Genomic DNA, 14,248 nt, shown 5'->3' on the forward strand with positions numbered 1-14,248 from the left:
CGGCTGGTGCGCTGAACGCCCGTCTCCGGCGGCTCCTGCCCGCACTCTGGGCGATGGGGCTGCTGCTCGTACCGACGATGATCTGGCACGGCTGGCCCATCGCGGTACGCCGGACAGCCTCCCGCTGGGCCGCCAGGCGGCGCTGCGCCTCCCGGCGGGCCGCCGCGCGGCGGGCCTGCTCGCGGCGCACCTCCGCCTGACGGGCGGCCAGCCAGGCCGCCTCCCGGGCCCGCGCCCGGCGTCGACGACGGTCGGCCAACGCGCGGGCCCGCAGGTGGGCGACGTACACGATCAGCAGGGTGGCGGTAACCGCGAAGCTGATCCAGAAGCCGGGGCCAACCACCGCCACCCCGACCATCTCGACGGCGTTGAGCAGCACCAGCGCGGCTAGCACCCGGCGGCGGCGGTAGATCGCCGGGGTGTGCTGGCGGCGCCGGTCCGGGCGGCGGCGGGGCCGGCCCGGGGCGGGCGGTACGGTCCGCAGCCGACCCTGCCGGCCGGAACGGCGCGGCGCGGGTGGACCGGAGACCGGGGTGGCGAGGGTGCCCGAGGTCGCGTCCTCGCTCAGCGTGACCACCAGGGCGCGGGACGGGTTGACCGGTCGGCGGCCCGGGACAGTGCGGCGTCGCCGGCGGCGCTGGAGCACCCGCGCCGTCGACTGCGCCCGCTCCGCCACCAGCCGCTCGGCGGCGTCGTACCGACGGACCAGCGCCGGGGCGAGGGCGAGCAGACCGGCGGCGGCGAGGACGGCGAGGAGCACCGAGGTCGGCACCCTCACCCCTCCCGTCACCAATTCCGAGCAACCGTCACCCGGCCGCAGGATCTTCCACCGATCGGCGTCGGCGACGTGAATCGTGCGGAGCGGGCAGCGCCTGCCGCAGCTTGCAGTTACCTGAGGTTACGGGTCACCGACGCCGGAACAGACGCGCCGCGCCGATCCCGCGCGTGGGACGGCTCACGCGGTACGGGCGCGCAGCCGATGCCAGCGGGCCAGCAGGCCACCCTCGGCGGCGACTTCCTCGGTGGTCATCGCGTATCCGATGTGATCACGCCAGGCACCGTCGATGTGCATGTAGCGCGCGTGGTACGCCTCCTCGCGGAAGCCCAGCTTCTCCACCACCCGGCGGGACGGCCGGTTCTCCGGCCGGATGTTGACCTCCACCCGGTGCAGCCCACCGGGACCGAAGGCGTGGTCGACGACGAGTGCCATCGCGGTGGGGATCACCCCGCGGCCGGCCACCCGGCGGTCCACCCAGTAGCCGACGTACCCGGAGCAGAACGCCCGGCGCACGATGTTGCCCACGTTGATGTGGCCGACCAGCCGCTCCTCGCCGTTCTCGTGCAGGCAGACCGCGAACGGCATCCCCTCACCGGTACGCGCCGAGCGCCGCTGGTCGCGATGCATCCAGCGGAAGGTGGCCGGCGAGTTCAGTTCGTTCCAGTCGCCGGGCAGCGACGACTCCCAGGGGGCCAGCCAGTCCCGGTTCGCGCAGCGCACCTCCGACCAGGCCGCCGCGTCCGAACGCCGGTACGGGCGCAGCAGCACCGGGCCGTCGGAGAGCACCGCAGGCCAGCCGGGCGCGTGTCTGAACCGCACCGATCCTCCAACCCCGAGCGTCACCCGGATTCACCGTCGGCGATCGAGCAGCAGCACGTCCACGGTGGAGCCGGCGGCGGCAGCGGTCACCCGCTCACCGAGAACGAGAAGTCCATTCGCCTCCGCCAGACCGGAGAGGGTGAACGGGCCCCCGTTGAGCGGTTGGACAGTGTAACCCCCGCCACGCCGCTCGGCGACGTGCGCGGGCCGGAACTCACGCAGCCCGGCCGGGGAGGAGACCGTCTCCAGCAGGTGCGCCCGCACACTGGGCCGGAACACCGGCTCGGCACCGGCCAGCAGGTTGATCGCCGGGCGGGCCAGCACCTCGAAGCCGATCATCGCGGCGCCCGGGTCGCCGGGCAGGCAGACCACCGGCACCTCCTCGGCGCCGACGGTGCCGAACCCGAGCGCGGTGCCCGGGTAGAGCGCCACGTCGGTGAAGGTGACCGGGCCGGCCCGGCTGCCCTCCCGGCGGGACAGGATCCGGCGGACCATGTCGCCCGGCCCGGTGCCGGTGCCGCCGGTGGTGATGATCAGATCGGCGCGCAGGGTCTGGTCCTCCAGCAGCCCGCGCAGCCCCTCCGGGTCGTCGTCGCAGATGCCCACCCGGTACGCGAGGGCGCCCGCCTCCGCCGCCGCGGCGGTCAGCGCGTGCGAGTTGGCATCCACCACCTGACCGGGCTGGCTGCCCCGGCCCACGTCGACCAGTTCGTCGCCGGTGGCCACGATGACCACCCGGGGACTCGGACGCACCACCACGTGCCCGATGCCGGTGGCGGCGAGCACCGCGACCAGCGCCGGGGAGACGTACGTGCCGGCGCGGGCGAGCACGGTCCCGGCCGGCACCTCCTCACCGGCCCGGCGTACCCCGTACCCCCGTTTGGGGACGCGGAAGATCTCCACCGCCGCCATGCCCTGGTCGGTCCACTCCACCGGGACCACCACGTCCGCGGCGATCGGCAGTGGCGCACCGGCGGCGACGGAGAAGCACGAGCCCGGGGTGAGCCGGACCGGCCGCCAGCTGGCCGCGCCGAGGTCACCGACCACGTTCAGCCGTACGGTGCGGCCCCCCGGTCCGCCGGACTGGGCCGGGACGTATCCCACGCCCCGGACCCCGCCGGCGATGTCCTCCCAGCGCGCGGCGTACCCGTCGACGGCCGCCTGGTCGAAGGCCGGGAACGAGTGCGGTGCGACGACGTCCTCGGCGAGGACGTTGCCGTACGCCTGGGTGAGGTCGAGGTCGAGCGGAGGCAGCGCGCGTAACCTGCGCAGCACGCTGCCCAGGTAGTCGGCGAGCGGCGTCAACCCGTTTTCGGCCGCCTCGGCGTCGGCCGTCGCGGTCATGTATTCGGACCGCCCGACGCGTCGGAGTTGACGAACTCGGCCAGCCACTTGCGGAATTCGGGGCCCAGGTCGTCGCGCTCGGCGGCGATCTGGACCACGGTCTGTAGGTAGCCCAGCGGCATGCCGGTGTCGTAGCGCACGCCCCGGTAGACGATCGCGTGCACCGGTGTGCCCTCGGTACGCAGCAGTTCCATCGCGTCGGTCAGCTGGATCTCCCCGCCGCTACCCGGCTGGGTACGACGGATGGCGTCGAAGATCTTGCCGGGCAGCACGTACCGGCCGAGGACGGCGAGGTTGCTCGGGGCGTCCTCCGGCTTCGGCTTCTCGACCATGCCGGTCACCTTGACGACCTCGGCGAGGTCGCTGAACTCCGGCTCCGCCGGCTCGACCGAGGCGATGCCGTACCGCTTGGTCTCGGCCGGATCGACCTCGAAGAAGGCGAGCACCACGCCACCCGTGCGGGCCTGCAGTTCCAACATGGCCGGCAGCAGCGGCTCGGAGAGGTTGACGAACTCGTCGCCGAGCAGCACCGCGAACGGCTGGTCACCGACGTGCGACTCGGCGAACCCGACCGCGTGGCCGAGACCGAGCTGCTCCGGCTGCCGGCAGGTGTAGATGGCCGCCAGTTCCTCGGTCCGCTTGACCGCGGCAAGCAGGTCGGGCTTTTCCGCGAGCCGCTCCTCCAGGTCGGGGCGGCGGTCGAAGTGATCCACCATCGACGTCTTGCCGCGACCGGTGATGAGCAGTACGTCGCCGATGCCCGCCTGCGCGGCCTCCTCGACGATGTACTGCAGCACCGGCCGGTCGACGACCGGCAGCAGCTCCTTGGGCACGGCCTTGGTGGCCGGCAGGAACCGGGTCGCCAGGCCAGCCGCCGGGATGACCGCCTTGACAGCACGGGGACGGCCGGTCGCGGCGGCCGCCGAGGGGTTCGCTGAGTGCTCCGACATGTCGCGAGACTATCGGCCACGGCCGTGCCCCGGCGGGTGAGGACCAGAAGACGCGCCGCCCGCCCGACCGGTTCTGCCGGTGCCGGCAGAACCGGCTCCGGCCGGTTCGCCGGGGGTGACCGACGCGCCGTGATCGCCGCCAAGCCCCGCCCGGGGCAGACCGTCCTCCGGACTGCACGCCGCTGCCGGTACCGGCAGCTCCCGGGTCGGCGGCGTCACCCGGGCGGCCATGCTGCCGGTACCGGCATCTCCCAGGTCGGTGTCGCCGTCGGCGCCCGCCGCCACCCGCCAGGTGTCCCGGCCGGCCGCCTTGGCCGCGTAGAGCGCCTCGTCGGCCGCCTCCAGCACCTGCTGGCCGGTGTCGGCATGGTCCGGGTAGACGGCGATGCCGATGGAGACCGTGACCGGGATAGCCTCCCGGACACCCGCGTGCCCCATCACGGTGACCGGGGTGTCGCGGATGGCCGCGCCGAGCCGCTCGGCGACGATCGTCGCGCCCCGGGTGTCGGTCTCCGGCAGTAGCACCACGAACTCCTCGCCGCCGTGGCGGAAGGCCAGGTCCACCTCGCGGATCTCGCCGCGTACCCGCCGAGCGAACTCGGCCAGCACGGTGTCCCCGGCGGCATGCCCGTACGTGTCGTTGACCTTCTTGAACCGGTCCAAGTCGAGGGCGAGGAAACTCACCCTCCGTCCGAACCGGCTGGCCCGTTCCACCTCCCGGCGCAGCGACTCGCGCAGGTAGCGGTAGTTCCACAGCCCGGTCAGCGGGTCGGTGAGAGACAGCCGCTGCACCTCCTCGTGGATCCGTACGTTGTCCACCGCCACCGCCGCGTGCCCGGCGAAGGTGCGCAGGGTGACCAGGTCGTCGTCGTCGAATTCCTCCCCGCCGAGCCGGTCGTAGAGGGCGAGCACGCCCACCGCCGATCCCGCCGGCTCAGCGGCGGGCCCGGGGCCGTCCGCAGGCTGGGTCGGGCCCGCCTCACCGGGCCCGGCGTCGGGGGCGGCGAACGGCACCGCGATGTACGTCCGGCAGCCCGGCTCACCGGACGGCACGGTCGCCGGTTCCATCCGGCCCCGGCGGGGCTGGCCGGTCGCCGCGACCGCGCCGACCACCCCGCTGCCCAACGGCACCCCCCGCGACCCGGTGCCGGGCCAGCAGCCGTCGAGCCCCTCGGTGCACTGGGCGACGAGCACGCCGCCCTGCTCGGTGAGCAGTACCGCACCGGCCCGGGCACCGGTCGCCGCGAGCGCGCTGTGCAGGATCACCCGCAGGATCCGTTGCAGGTCGTGGGTGCTGGCCAGGGTGTCGCCGAGCACGGCGAGGTGCCCGCGCAGCTGGTCCCGGCTGCTGGCCAGCGCCGCCAGGTAGCCGCCGGTCTCGCGGGTCATCCGGTTGACCGCGCCGGCCAGCCGGCCGATCTCGTCGCCGCTGCGCACCGGCACCCGCGCGGTCAGGTCACCCGCAGCGACCCGGTCCACCGCGCCGGCCAGCTCCACCAACGGCCGGGTGGCCACCCGGGCCAGCCGCCAGGCGGCAGCCACCCCCAGCACGGCGGCCAGCAGCACCACGGCGACCAGCAGCGCGTGCAGCCCCGGTTGCTGGTCGCTGGGCACCGACAGCACCAGGGGCAGGGGTTGCCCGGCGACCGGGCCGGCCCGGCGCACGTACCGACCGTCGGGGGTGCCGGTGACGCCCTCCTCGCCAAGGGACGCGGCGGCGGCGAGCACGGCGTCACGGCCACCGGCGGACTCGGTGGTATGCGCCACCTGGACCGGCGGGGCAGCGCCGTCGAGCAGGGTCACCGCGACCCCGGTCACCGCCGCGAGCCGCGCGACGAGCCCGGGGTCGACCGGCTGCGCGGCGGTGACCGTGCCCAGTGCCGTGCCGGCGGCGTCGCGCAGCTCCACCCGGACCGCGAGCGCGCCGATGGCGCCGCCGGGCGGAGTCGGCGCTGTACAGTCTCGCCAGGGTGCCGGCGGGGCCTCCGGGGTGGCGTAGCTGACCCGCCCGGCCGCGTCGGTGACCAGCACGGCCGCGGCGAGCCCCCGGCTGACCACCTGGCTGGCGGCGCCGGCCTGGTCGGCGGCGAGGGCGACCGCGTCCGCGGCGGCACGCAGCTGCTGGCAGAGCGCGTCGATCGAGGTACGAACCGCGGTGGCGGCCACCGCCAGCCGCTCGGTGGCGCGGCTGCGATCCACCGTCGCCACGGTGGAGGCGACGAAGACGGCACCGAGCAGGACCGGGCCGAACGCCACAGCCAGGAAGGCTGCGGTCAACCGCCCGCGTAGCGTCAACGCTTCCCCCCGGAAGTTGCGCGACCGTTGCTTGCGATGCTGACACAGAGCAATGGCAAGACAAGCGTTGCGTAAGGAGTGTTGCGTGCCGGAATTTGCTGAGGGAGCGGAAGTGACGCATGACGCGAAGCGGGCGGCACGGGTGGAACTGCTCGCCCGTCGCCGGGCCCTGACCGAAGCCGGACGGCGGGCAGCCGCGGCGCGCGTCCAAGCCGAGCTGGTGGCCCTGGTACGCCGGCTGCGGCCGGCCCGGATGGCCACGTACGCGCCGGTCGGCAGCGAGCCGGGCGGCCCGGACCTGCCGGCGGTCCTCGCCGACGCGCTGCCGCCCGGGGCGGAGCTGCTGCTGCCGGTCCTCCGCGATGACCTGGACCTGGACTGGGCCGCCTGGGCCGGGCCGACGGCGATGGTCGCCGCCGGCCGGGGCACCCGCGAACCGGACTCGCCCCGGCTGGGGGTGACCGCGATCACCACCGCCGAACTGGTCGTGCTGCCCGCGCTGGCCGTGGACCGCCAGGGCGTACGCCTGGGCCGCGGCGGTGGCTCGTACGACCGGGCCCTGGCCCGGGTGCCCGCGACCGTGCTCACGGTGGTGCCGCTGCACGACGGCGAACTGCTGGACGCGCTGCCCGCCGAGCCGCACGACCTGCCGGTACGCGCGGTGATCACGCCGACCGGCGGCCTGCACGAGCTGGCGACCCCCTCGGGTGTCATGCCCCACACTTCCGCTGGACGAATCGGGGGGAGATGACGCACCATTGGCACTCGAATCCGTCGAGTGCCAACCGGCTGTGCCAGATCCGGAGGAGAACGTGCCCACCTACCAGTACGCCTGCACCGCGTGCGGTCACCAGCTCGAGGCGGTGCAGTCCTTCTCTGACGAGCCGCTGACCGACTGCCCGGCGTGCGAGGGGCGGCTGCGGAAGGTGTTCAACTCCGTCGGCATCGTCTTCAAGGGCTCCGGCTTCTACCGCACCGACTCCCGCTCCTCCGGCTCGGACACCGCGTCGAGCACCTCCGCGAGCAAGTCCGGGACGTCCGAGTCGTCGTCCTCCAGCTCGACGACGTCGACCTCCTCGTCGAGCACCACGTCGTCCGGCTCGGCCGGCGGTTCCTCCGGCGGTTCGTCGGCCGGCTCCTCCGGCGGTTCGTCGGGCGGTTCCGCCGGCGGTGGCACGGGCAAGAAGCCGGCCGCGGCCAGCACCACCTGAGCCACCGCCCGTCCGGGCGTCGTCGACCCGCTGCCGTTCCGGGTGGTCAAGCGGCCGCTCTCCCCTCCGGGCGGCGGTCAGTCCCAGTGCGGCGGCCGCTCGGCGAGCAGCCAGTCGTCGTTGCCGCCGGCCCGCTCGCCCCAGCCCCGGTCGGTGTCGTCGGCGGTCTGCTCGGGCAGCACCACGAAGTCGTCGCTGAGGTCGACCGCGCGATCGTCGTCGCCCCGGCCGCCCGGATCCTGAACTGTCACGAGCGGCAAGGTTAACGCAGCCGCCGTCCCCAGCGGCCGGGCCGACGCAGCCGCGTGACGGTCCCGCAGGCGCAACCAGCACGGGGAGCACGGATTGGCGGCGCGGCCTGACCGCACGGCGGTGGGGTGGTTGGTAGCGTCGGACGGCGTGACGACGCCCCGACCCGGCCCGGCCTCCGACGAGCCGTGGCGCCGACCCGACACCGGCGACGGGTTCACGTCCGGTAACCCGGCGGATCGCCACGCGGCCCCGGGCGGCCCCGGTCAGCCACCGCCCGCCGGCCCGCCAGGCACGACAGGCACAAGTGCCCCCGGTTACACCGGGCCGCCGCCCACCACTGCGCCGCCCGCCGGATGGCGGCCACCGGTGCACCTGCGGCCGGCGCCGCCACGGCGACTGCCGCCGCAGGACATGGTCGCGTTGGACGCGCAGGAACAACGGGCGCAGCGGGTGACCTGGAGCGTCGGAGCGGTCGCCGCCGCCGTACTGCTGGTCCTGGTCTGTCTGCTCTGCACCCGGGCGCTGTTCTGAGCCGGACGCTGCCCTCGCCAGCCCAGAGCACCTAGTCGAAGGTGGTGCCCCAGACCATCTCGGAGCCCGAGTGACCGGTGAGCCAGACGTAGACGAGGGCGGCCACCCCCAGCCCCACCACCACGACCGACAACACCGGGGACACCCAGCGGGGCAGCTTCGGCACCCGGGCGTGGCCGCTGTTCGCCACCAACAGCAGGATGACCGCCAGGGCGAGCCCCACCGTGAACCGGAACAGGACATCGCCGTACTCGGCGTGTTGGTTGATCTTCTCCAGGATCTCGCCGGAGAAGCCCCGCGCGATCTGCCGCTGTTGGAGCGCCTCGCCGGACTGCACGCCGACGAACGCCGTGATCGGCGCGATCACCGCCAGGATCGCCACCGCCCAGTCCAGCCGGGACCGGAACCGCGGCAGCGCGATGTACGCGAGGGCGAGCAACACCAGCAGCGGTACGAAGACCACGACCGCGTGCACGACCAGCACGTGCACGGGTAGGCCCAGCACCTTCTCGAACATCGGGCACCTCCGGCGGTAGGTGAGCGCGGGGATGCCAGCGTACGGCGCGCCGGTTCCCCCGCCCAGGTCTCTTCTGTTCACACGTGGGATCGATCGGCCGGGTTCAGCGACCCCGGCACCCTGATCGACCTGGCTGTGGCCGGGCCCACCAGGCGGTTGTCGTGCTGGGGCCGCCGTGCTGTCATGGACGCATGTCCAGTGGCGAGGAACTGCTCCGGTCGAGGGGCCTGCGGGTCACCCGACCGCGCCTCGCCGTGCTCGACGTCCTGGCCGACGGCGGTCACCTGGAGGTCGACGAGATCACCCGGCGGGTGCGGGAGCGGCTCGACTCCGTCTCCACCCAGGCGGTCTACGACGTGCTGGGCGCGCTCTCCCGCGCCGGGCTGTCCCGCCGGATCGAACCGGCCGGCAGCCCCGCCCGCTACGAGGCCCGCGTCGGCGACAACCACCATCACGTGGTGTGCCGGGGCTGCGGCGAGATCGCCGACATCGACTGTGCCGTCGGCAGCGCCCCCTGCCTCGACCCGGACACCGCCCACGGCTTCCAGGTCGACGAGGCGGAAGTGACCTTCTGGGGGCTCTGCCCCGCCTGCCAGGCCCGCCGCTCCGCCGACGACTGACGACCGGCCCCGGCCCCCACTGCCCGGCGCGTGGCACGCTTGGTCGGTGGACTCCGTTGACGTCGGCCTCTTCGGCCCCGGTTCGGTCACCTGGAAGCTGCACGCGGAGCCGATCCTCTTCGTCGCCGGCCTGCGCTCGCTCTACCTCCAGGCGCTGCACCCGCGGGCGATGGCCGGGGTGGCGCAGAACAGCAACTACCGCCGGGACGCCTGGGGCCGCCTGATCCGCACCGCCAACTACGTGGGAACCACCGTCTACGGCACCACCACCGAGGCGGAGGAGGCCGGTCTGCGGCTGCGCCGGCGGCACGCCCGGATGACGGCGGTCGACCCGGCCACCGGCGAGCGGTTCCGGATCGACGAACCGGAGCTGCTGTGCTGGGTGCACGTCACCGAGGTCGAGTCGTTCCTCGACACGGCGCGCCGGGCCGGCGTGCCGCTGGACGCCGCCGAGGTGGACGGCTACTACACCGAGCAGCGCCGGGCCGCCGCCCTGGTCGGGCTGGACCCGGAGACGGTCCCCGGCACCGCCACCGAGGTGGCCGAGTACTACCGGCGGATCCGGCCCGAGCTGCGGATGACCCGGGAGGCCGCCGAGACCGCCCTGTTCCTGACCGCCCCGCCGCTGCCGTGGCAGCTCAGCCTGCCCGCCCGGGTCGGGCTCAACCTCGGCCCGCCCAGGTGGGCGTACCTGGGCATCGCCGGCACCGCGCTGGCGCTGCTGCCGGCCTGGGCGCGGCGGCTCTACGGCGGGCTGGGCCTACCGACCACCGACCTCTCGGCGGATGTGACGGTACGCGCGCTGCGACTCGCCCTCACCGCGTTGCCGCGCGACTGGCGGGAGGGCCCGATGCGGCGCGCCGCCGAGGAACGCGCCGCCCGACTGGCCGCCACCACCACGGACTGACCGGCCGCACCCGCGACCGTCGAGTCAGCCCTGCTCGACGTGGGGCTCGGTGGGGCGTTCCACGGCGGCCCACGGCTCCTTGCCGGGCAGTGCGGCGCCGGTCGGGCAGGTGCGCCGGTAGTCGCACCAGCCACAGCGCGGGCCGGGCGTGGTCGGGAAGGCGTCGTCCGGATCGCCGCCATCAGCGACCGTGCGCTCGGCCGCCATGATGTCGCGGGCGGTCTCCTCGGCCCGGGTCACCTGTCGCGCCAGCGACTCGACCGTGTGCTCGTGCGCGGCGACCGTGCCGCTGGGCAGGTGGTGCAGCTCGACCCGGCGGCACGGCCGGCGGAACACCCGCTCGGCGGCGTACGCGTAGAGCGCCAACGCCTGCGAACCCCGCGCGTCGTCGGTGTCCAGCCCGGTCCGGCCGGTCTTGTAGTCGACGATGACCAGCTCCGGGCCCTGTGCACCGGGCCGGGAGTCGATCCGGTCGGCGCGGCCGTTGAACGCCAGCACCCCGGTCTTCACCGCCACCACCCGCTCCACCCCGAGCGGCTCGTCCGCCGGATCCAGCCCGCCGACATACGCCTCGAGCCAGCCCAGGGCGCGCCGGTAGGCGTCGCGCTCCTGCTCGTCGTCGCGGTAGCCGTCGCGTACCCAGGTGCCCTTGAGCAGGGTGGGCAGCACCTCGGGGCGGCGCCGGTCGGCGGGCAGCGCGTACCAGTTCTTCAGCGCGGTGTGCACGCTGGCGCCGAGCGAGTTGTGCGCCCATGGCGGGCCCTTCGACGGCGCGGGACGGTCGACGTAGGAGTAGCGGTAGCGCCGCGGACAGTCGGCGTACGCACCAAGCTTGCTCGGCGTGCAGACGAACAGCCGCTCCGGCATGCCCTCGAAGCCGAGCTGCTCGGGCTGCGCGTCACGTGGCCGGGGCGCACGGCCACCGGCGGCGGGTCGTCCGGCTGGGGAGGCTCGTCGCACGTCTGCGATCCTGCCATCCACCCCCGACAGTCCCGCCGCCCCGGTCAGCCGGCGGCGGTGAAGTCGGCCACGAAGGCGAAGATCGCGTCCGCGATGAGCTGCACGGCGATCGCGGCCAGCAGCAGTCCGGCGATCCGGGTGAGCACCTCGATCCCGCCAGGACGCAGGATCTTGACGATCCCGCCGGAGAAGCGCAGCACGATCCAGACCGCCAGCATCACCGCGACGATCGCGGCGGCGATGGCGGTGTAGTCCGCCGCCCGGTCCGCCTGCTGGACGAAGAGCATGGTCGCCACGATCGCACCGGGCCCGGCCAGCAGCGGCGTGCCCAGCGGCACCAGGGCGATGTTGGAGGTGGCCTGCTTGCTCGGATCGTCGGCCTTGCCGGTCAGCAGCTCCAGCGCGACCAGCACGAGCAGCAGCCCGCCAGCCGCCTGCAACGCCGGCAGATCGACGTGCAGGTAGGCGAGCAGCGTCTGACCCGCCACCGCGAAGACCACGATCACGCCGAGCGCCAGCGCGACCGCCTGCCAGGCGGCCCGGTTGCGTTCCCGGGCCGCCAGCGGGCCGGTCAACGCGAGGAAGATGGGCATCATGCCCGGCGGGTCGGTGATCACCAGCAGGGTCACGAAGACCTCGCCGAAGAGCTTGAGATCCACCCGGTCACCGTAGCCGCGCCCGACGGGACGGAAAACCAGGTCAGCCCGAAGCGACCTCGGTCACCCCGGACGAGGATGCGACGATCCGCTCGTACGCCTCGGGCCCGGTGGTGAAGGCGCCCAGCCGGACCGTCTTGTGAGTGCCGTGGAAGTCCGACGAGCCGGTCACCAGCAGGCCCAGTTCGGCCGCGAGCCCGTGCACGTGCGCCCGCTCGGCGGGCGAGTGGTCCTCGTGGTCGGCCTCCAGGCCGGCCAGGCCCGCCGCCGCCAGTTCGGCGATCAGCGAGTCCGGTGCGATCCGGCCACGCCGGGTGGCCCGAGGGTGCGCGAACACCGGCACGCCACCGGCCGCCCGGACCAGCCGGACGGCCTGGAAGACGTCGATGTCCTCCTTGGGCAGCCGGTACCGCTCCCCCAACCAGTCCGGCCCGAACGCCTCGGTGGTGGTGGCCACCAGGCCGGCCCGGATCAGCGCCTGCGCGATGTGCGGTCGGCCGACCGTCCCGCCGCCCGCCCCGGCCAGGATCTCCGGCCAGCTCACGTCGATACCGTCGGCCCGCAGCAGCGCCACGATCCGCTCACCACGCTCCGCCCGGGCGGCCCGCACCCGGGCCAGCTCGGCGACCAGCTCCGGGGCGTCCGGGTCGAAGAGGTACGCCAGCAGGTGCAGCGGCAACGGCGGCTGCTCGCCGTACCAGCGGCAGGACAGCTCCGCCCCACGGACCAGGCGCAGCCCGGGCGGCAGCGCCCGCAGCGCCGGCTCCCAGCCGGCGGTGGTGTCGTGGTCGGTGATCGCCACGACGTCCAGCCCGGCCCCGGCGGCGGCGCGGACCAGTTCCCCGGGGTCGAGCGTGCCGTCGCTGGCCGTGGAGTGGGTGTGCAGGTCGATCCGGGGGGTCATCGCCCGACGCTACCGGGCGCCCGGTCAGCCACCGCTCACCACCACCGGGCTTTCTCCCGGCCGGAGGCCGGGGATGGTGACCGGTGCGGCGGGGCGGCTGAGGCGGATCCGGTCGACGTCCACCCGCACCAGGCCGCCAGCGGTGTCGGTGTAGTACGCCGTGCCCGGGTCGTTCCAGAGCACCGTGCCGGTCATCGTCGGCCCGGCCACCTGCGGAACGGCGGACGAGCCGAGTTGTGCCAGGTCGACCAGCAGCGCCGCGTCCTGGTCCTTCGATCGCCCGTTGACCAGCAGCCAACGCCCGTCCGGCGACACCGCGCCCGGGCCGTCCCCGCCCAGCTCCGGCCCGCACTCCGGGCCGGCCGGAGCAAGGCCCTGCGTCGGGTCGAGCAGCGCCACGCAGGCGCGTCGCGGCGTGCCGGCGGCGACCTCGCCGACCAGGCGCCCGTCGGGCAGCGCGCCGAAGACCCGCGTGCTGGACCGGTCGGTGCCCTGGTCGAGCGGGCCGGGGCGGAGCTGCCAAAGCACATGCCCAGGTCGGTCGGGCGCGAGCCGCACCAGGACGGCGCCGTTGACGAACCGCAGCGGCACGGCCTCGGCCGGTGCCTCGGCGCGTACGGTGCCGGTCAGCTCGCCGTTGGCGATCCCGGCGGCGGACAGCACGGCACCCTGCTTCCAGGCGACCTGCTGCCCCTCCCCGTCTAGGACGATCTCGTCCGCACCGGCCAGCAGCACCTGCGCCGTGCCGTTCGGCGTCACCGCCCACAGGAAGCGACCGCTCGGGGTCGGTGCCCCGATGGCCAACCAGCCGCGGCCGTCGGCGAGGCGGTGTGCGCGTTCCACACCGCCGGTGCCGACGACGGTCACCCGCCGGCCCTGCGCGGTGGCGATCGTCCCGCCCAGCACCAGATCCACCTCGGCCAGCGGGGTTTCGGTGTCCGGTCCGGTCGGCGGTGCGACGGTCGTCCAGGCCCCCTCCGGCACCGGATCCGGCTCGCCGATCACCACGGAGTTGCCCGGCGGCGGGTCTTCGCCGAGTTGCATCGCCCCCGCGCTGACCGCCACGATCGCCACCGCGACCAGGCTCATCCCGGCCAGGTTACGGCGACGCTGGATGCGGTTCGCCCGCCGGATCACCGCACCCGCCGGATCGTCGGCGGGTGCCCGGGACGCCGCCGCCCGCCGGGAGAACGCCTCCCGGACGGCACGTTCCAGCTCGCTCTGCGACACATTCAATGGACGATCCGGAGTCCCGCTCGGGTTGTCACGACCTCCGGAAACAGCGTTCACCGGTGTTCTCCCACCAGGGCCGCGTCCGGCTGGGGAGCGGCTGCTGGCGGCTGCTCGGGCCGGTCGGCCGGCCCGTCGGGTCGACCGACGGCAGCGCTCACGGCGATGCCGTCGGGGGAGACGCCGGTCGGCGCGCCGCCGGCCCGCCCGCCGAGGGCGACCGGCCGATCGACATCGCCTGGCAGCACGTCGACCGGGACGTCCCCGCGCCGTC

The 14,248-nt window shown here is 74.6% G+C and carries 17 protein-coding genes and 1 pseudogene; 5 read left to right on the forward strand and 13 right to left on the reverse strand.

Features of this window, described 5'->3' with window-relative positions; translation table 11 throughout:
- The 5 genes from AB0M52_RS18425 to AB0M52_RS18445 all read right to left on the reverse strand — a co-directional run.
- Positions 1-778: hypothetical protein (locus AB0M52_RS18425; protein ID WP_363954800.1), on the reverse strand; the 778-nt coding region annotated here is incomplete at its 3' end.
- Positions 779-955: 177 nt separating this feature from the next.
- Positions 956-1,597, reverse strand: a complete 642-nt coding sequence (locus AB0M52_RS18430) for a GNAT family protein (protein WP_363954803.1) — start codon at positions 1,595-1,597, stop codon at positions 956-958.
- 30 nt (positions 1,598-1,627) lie between these two features.
- Entirely contained in the window at positions 1,628-2,941 is a 1,314-nt protein-coding gene (gene glp, locus AB0M52_RS18435; protein WP_111215113.1) for a gephyrin-like molybdotransferase Glp, read from the reverse strand.
- The gene (locus AB0M52_RS18440) at positions 2,938-3,891 is read right to left on the reverse strand and encodes a UTP--glucose-1-phosphate uridylyltransferase (RefSeq protein ID WP_363954807.1); all 954 of its coding nucleotides are present in this window, start codon (positions 3,889-3,891) and stop codon (positions 2,938-2,940) included. Before AB0M52_RS18440 ends, glp begins: the two co-directional genes overlap by 4 nt.
- 9 nt (positions 3,892-3,900) lie before the next feature.
- Complete coding sequence (locus AB0M52_RS18445; protein WP_363954810.1) at positions 3,901-6,186, reverse strand: diguanylate cyclase; 2,286 nt, start codon at positions 6,184-6,186, stop codon at positions 3,901-3,903.
- Between the two features lie 112 nt (positions 6,187-6,298).
- Here AB0M52_RS18445 and AB0M52_RS18450 point away from each other — a divergent pair, with 112 nt between their 5' ends.
- Together AB0M52_RS18450 and AB0M52_RS18455 are read left to right on the forward strand one after the other, a co-directional pair.
- Positions 6,299-6,937 (forward strand): 5-formyltetrahydrofolate cyclo-ligase, encoded by a 639-nt coding sequence (locus tag AB0M52_RS18450; RefSeq protein WP_363954813.1) that lies wholly within the window; start codon positions 6,299-6,301, stop codon positions 6,935-6,937.
- A gap of 61 nt (positions 6,938-6,998) precedes the next feature.
- Positions 6,999-7,139: pseudogene (locus tag AB0M52_RS18455) on the forward strand (FmdB family zinc ribbon protein); the annotation flags it as partial.
- Positions 7,140-7,153: 14 nt separating this feature from the next.
- Here the strand turns inward: AB0M52_RS18455 and AB0M52_RS18460 are convergent.
- A complete protein-coding gene (locus AB0M52_RS18460; protein ID WP_363954840.1) occupies positions 7,154-7,447 on the reverse strand; it encodes a hypothetical protein in 294 nt (97 codons plus the stop codon).
- A gap of 27 nt (positions 7,448-7,474) precedes the next feature.
- Positions 7,475-7,648: a hypothetical protein gene (locus tag AB0M52_RS18465; RefSeq protein WP_363954816.1), complete on the reverse strand. Its 174-nt coding sequence runs from the start codon at positions 7,646-7,648 to the stop codon at positions 7,475-7,477.
- A 148-nt stretch (positions 7,649-7,796) separates the two neighbouring features.
- Here AB0M52_RS18465 and AB0M52_RS18470 point away from each other — a divergent pair, with 148 nt between their 5' ends.
- Positions 7,797-8,180, forward strand: coding sequence for a hypothetical protein (locus AB0M52_RS18470; RefSeq protein ID WP_363954819.1), 384 nt, complete (start codon positions 7,797-7,799; stop codon positions 8,178-8,180).
- Positions 8,181-8,211: 31 nt separating this feature from the next.
- On the opposite strand, the gene AB0M52_RS18475 is transcribed toward AB0M52_RS18470, so the two are convergent.
- Positions 8,212-8,697 carry a DUF2231 domain-containing protein gene (locus tag AB0M52_RS18475; RefSeq protein WP_111215216.1) on the reverse strand — a complete coding sequence of 162 codons (486 nt, stop codon included), beginning with the start codon at positions 8,695-8,697 and terminating at the stop codon, positions 8,212-8,214.
- A 191-nt stretch (positions 8,698-8,888) separates the two neighbouring features.
- Between AB0M52_RS18475 and AB0M52_RS18480 the strand changes: the two genes are divergently transcribed.
- Both AB0M52_RS18480 and AB0M52_RS18485 read left to right on the forward strand, forming a co-directional pair.
- Positions 8,889-9,317 (forward strand): Fur family transcriptional regulator, encoded by a 429-nt coding sequence (locus AB0M52_RS18480; protein ID WP_363954822.1) that lies wholly within the window; start codon positions 8,889-8,891, stop codon positions 9,315-9,317.
- Positions 9,318-9,363: 46 nt separating this feature from the next.
- Positions 9,364-10,224 carry an oxygenase MpaB family protein gene (locus AB0M52_RS18485; RefSeq protein ID WP_363954825.1) on the forward strand — a complete coding sequence of 287 codons (861 nt, stop codon included), beginning with the start codon at positions 9,364-9,366 and terminating at the stop codon, positions 10,222-10,224.
- A 24-nt stretch (positions 10,225-10,248) separates the two neighbouring features.
- On the opposite strand, the gene AB0M52_RS18490 is transcribed toward AB0M52_RS18485, so the two are convergent.
- From AB0M52_RS18490 to AB0M52_RS18510, 5 genes are all read right to left on the reverse strand, one after another.
- Positions 10,249-11,184 carry a PD-(D/E)XK nuclease family protein gene (locus AB0M52_RS18490; protein ID WP_363954828.1) on the reverse strand — a complete coding sequence of 312 codons (936 nt, stop codon included), beginning with the start codon at positions 11,182-11,184 and terminating at the stop codon, positions 10,249-10,251.
- A 44-nt stretch (positions 11,185-11,228) separates the two neighbouring features.
- Positions 11,229-11,843 (reverse strand): MarC family protein, encoded by a 615-nt coding sequence (locus AB0M52_RS18495; RefSeq protein WP_111215220.1) that lies wholly within the window; start codon positions 11,841-11,843, stop codon positions 11,229-11,231.
- Positions 11,844-11,883: 40 nt separating this feature from the next.
- Complete coding sequence (locus tag AB0M52_RS18500) at positions 11,884-12,744, reverse strand: PHP domain-containing protein (protein ID WP_363954831.1); 861 nt, start codon at positions 12,742-12,744, stop codon at positions 11,884-11,886.
- Between the two features lie 24 nt (positions 12,745-12,768).
- Positions 12,769-13,974 (reverse strand): hypothetical protein, encoded by a 1,206-nt coding sequence (locus AB0M52_RS18505; RefSeq protein ID WP_363954834.1) that lies wholly within the window; start codon positions 13,972-13,974, stop codon positions 12,769-12,771.
- Positions 13,975-14,030: 56 nt separating this feature from the next.
- The coding region (locus AB0M52_RS18510; RefSeq protein ID WP_363954837.1) for a hypothetical protein at positions 14,031-14,248 on the reverse strand (218 nt) is incomplete at its 5' end.

Origin of the sequence: Micromonospora sp. NPDC051296 (assembly GCF_040682255.1) — a bacterium.
GTDB classification, from domain to species: Bacteria; Actinomycetota; Actinomycetes; order Mycobacteriales; family Micromonosporaceae; genus Micromonospora; species Micromonospora craterilacus.

What these genes read in the sequence shown, in the direction of transcription:
- AB0M52_RS18480 (WP_363954822.1), top strand. Translation starts at nt 8,889, where the DNA reads ATGTCCAGTGGCGAGGAACTGCTCCGGTCGAGGGGCCTGCGGGTCACC.
- AB0M52_RS18440 (WP_363954807.1), bottom strand. Translation starts at nt 3,891, where the DNA reads ATGTCGGAGCACTCAGCGAACCCCTCGGCGGCCGCCGCGACCGGCCGT.
- glp (WP_111215113.1), bottom strand. Translation starts at nt 2,941, where the DNA reads ATGACCGCGACGGCCGACGCCGAGGCGGCCGAAAACGGGTTGACGCCG.
- AB0M52_RS18500 (WP_363954831.1), bottom strand. Translation starts at nt 12,744, where the DNA reads ATGACCCCCCGGATCGACCTGCACACCCACTCCACGGCCAGCGACGGC.
- AB0M52_RS18475 (WP_111215216.1), bottom strand. Translation starts at nt 8,697, where the DNA reads ATGTTCGAGAAGGTGCTGGGCCTACCCGTGCACGTGCTGGTCGTGCAC.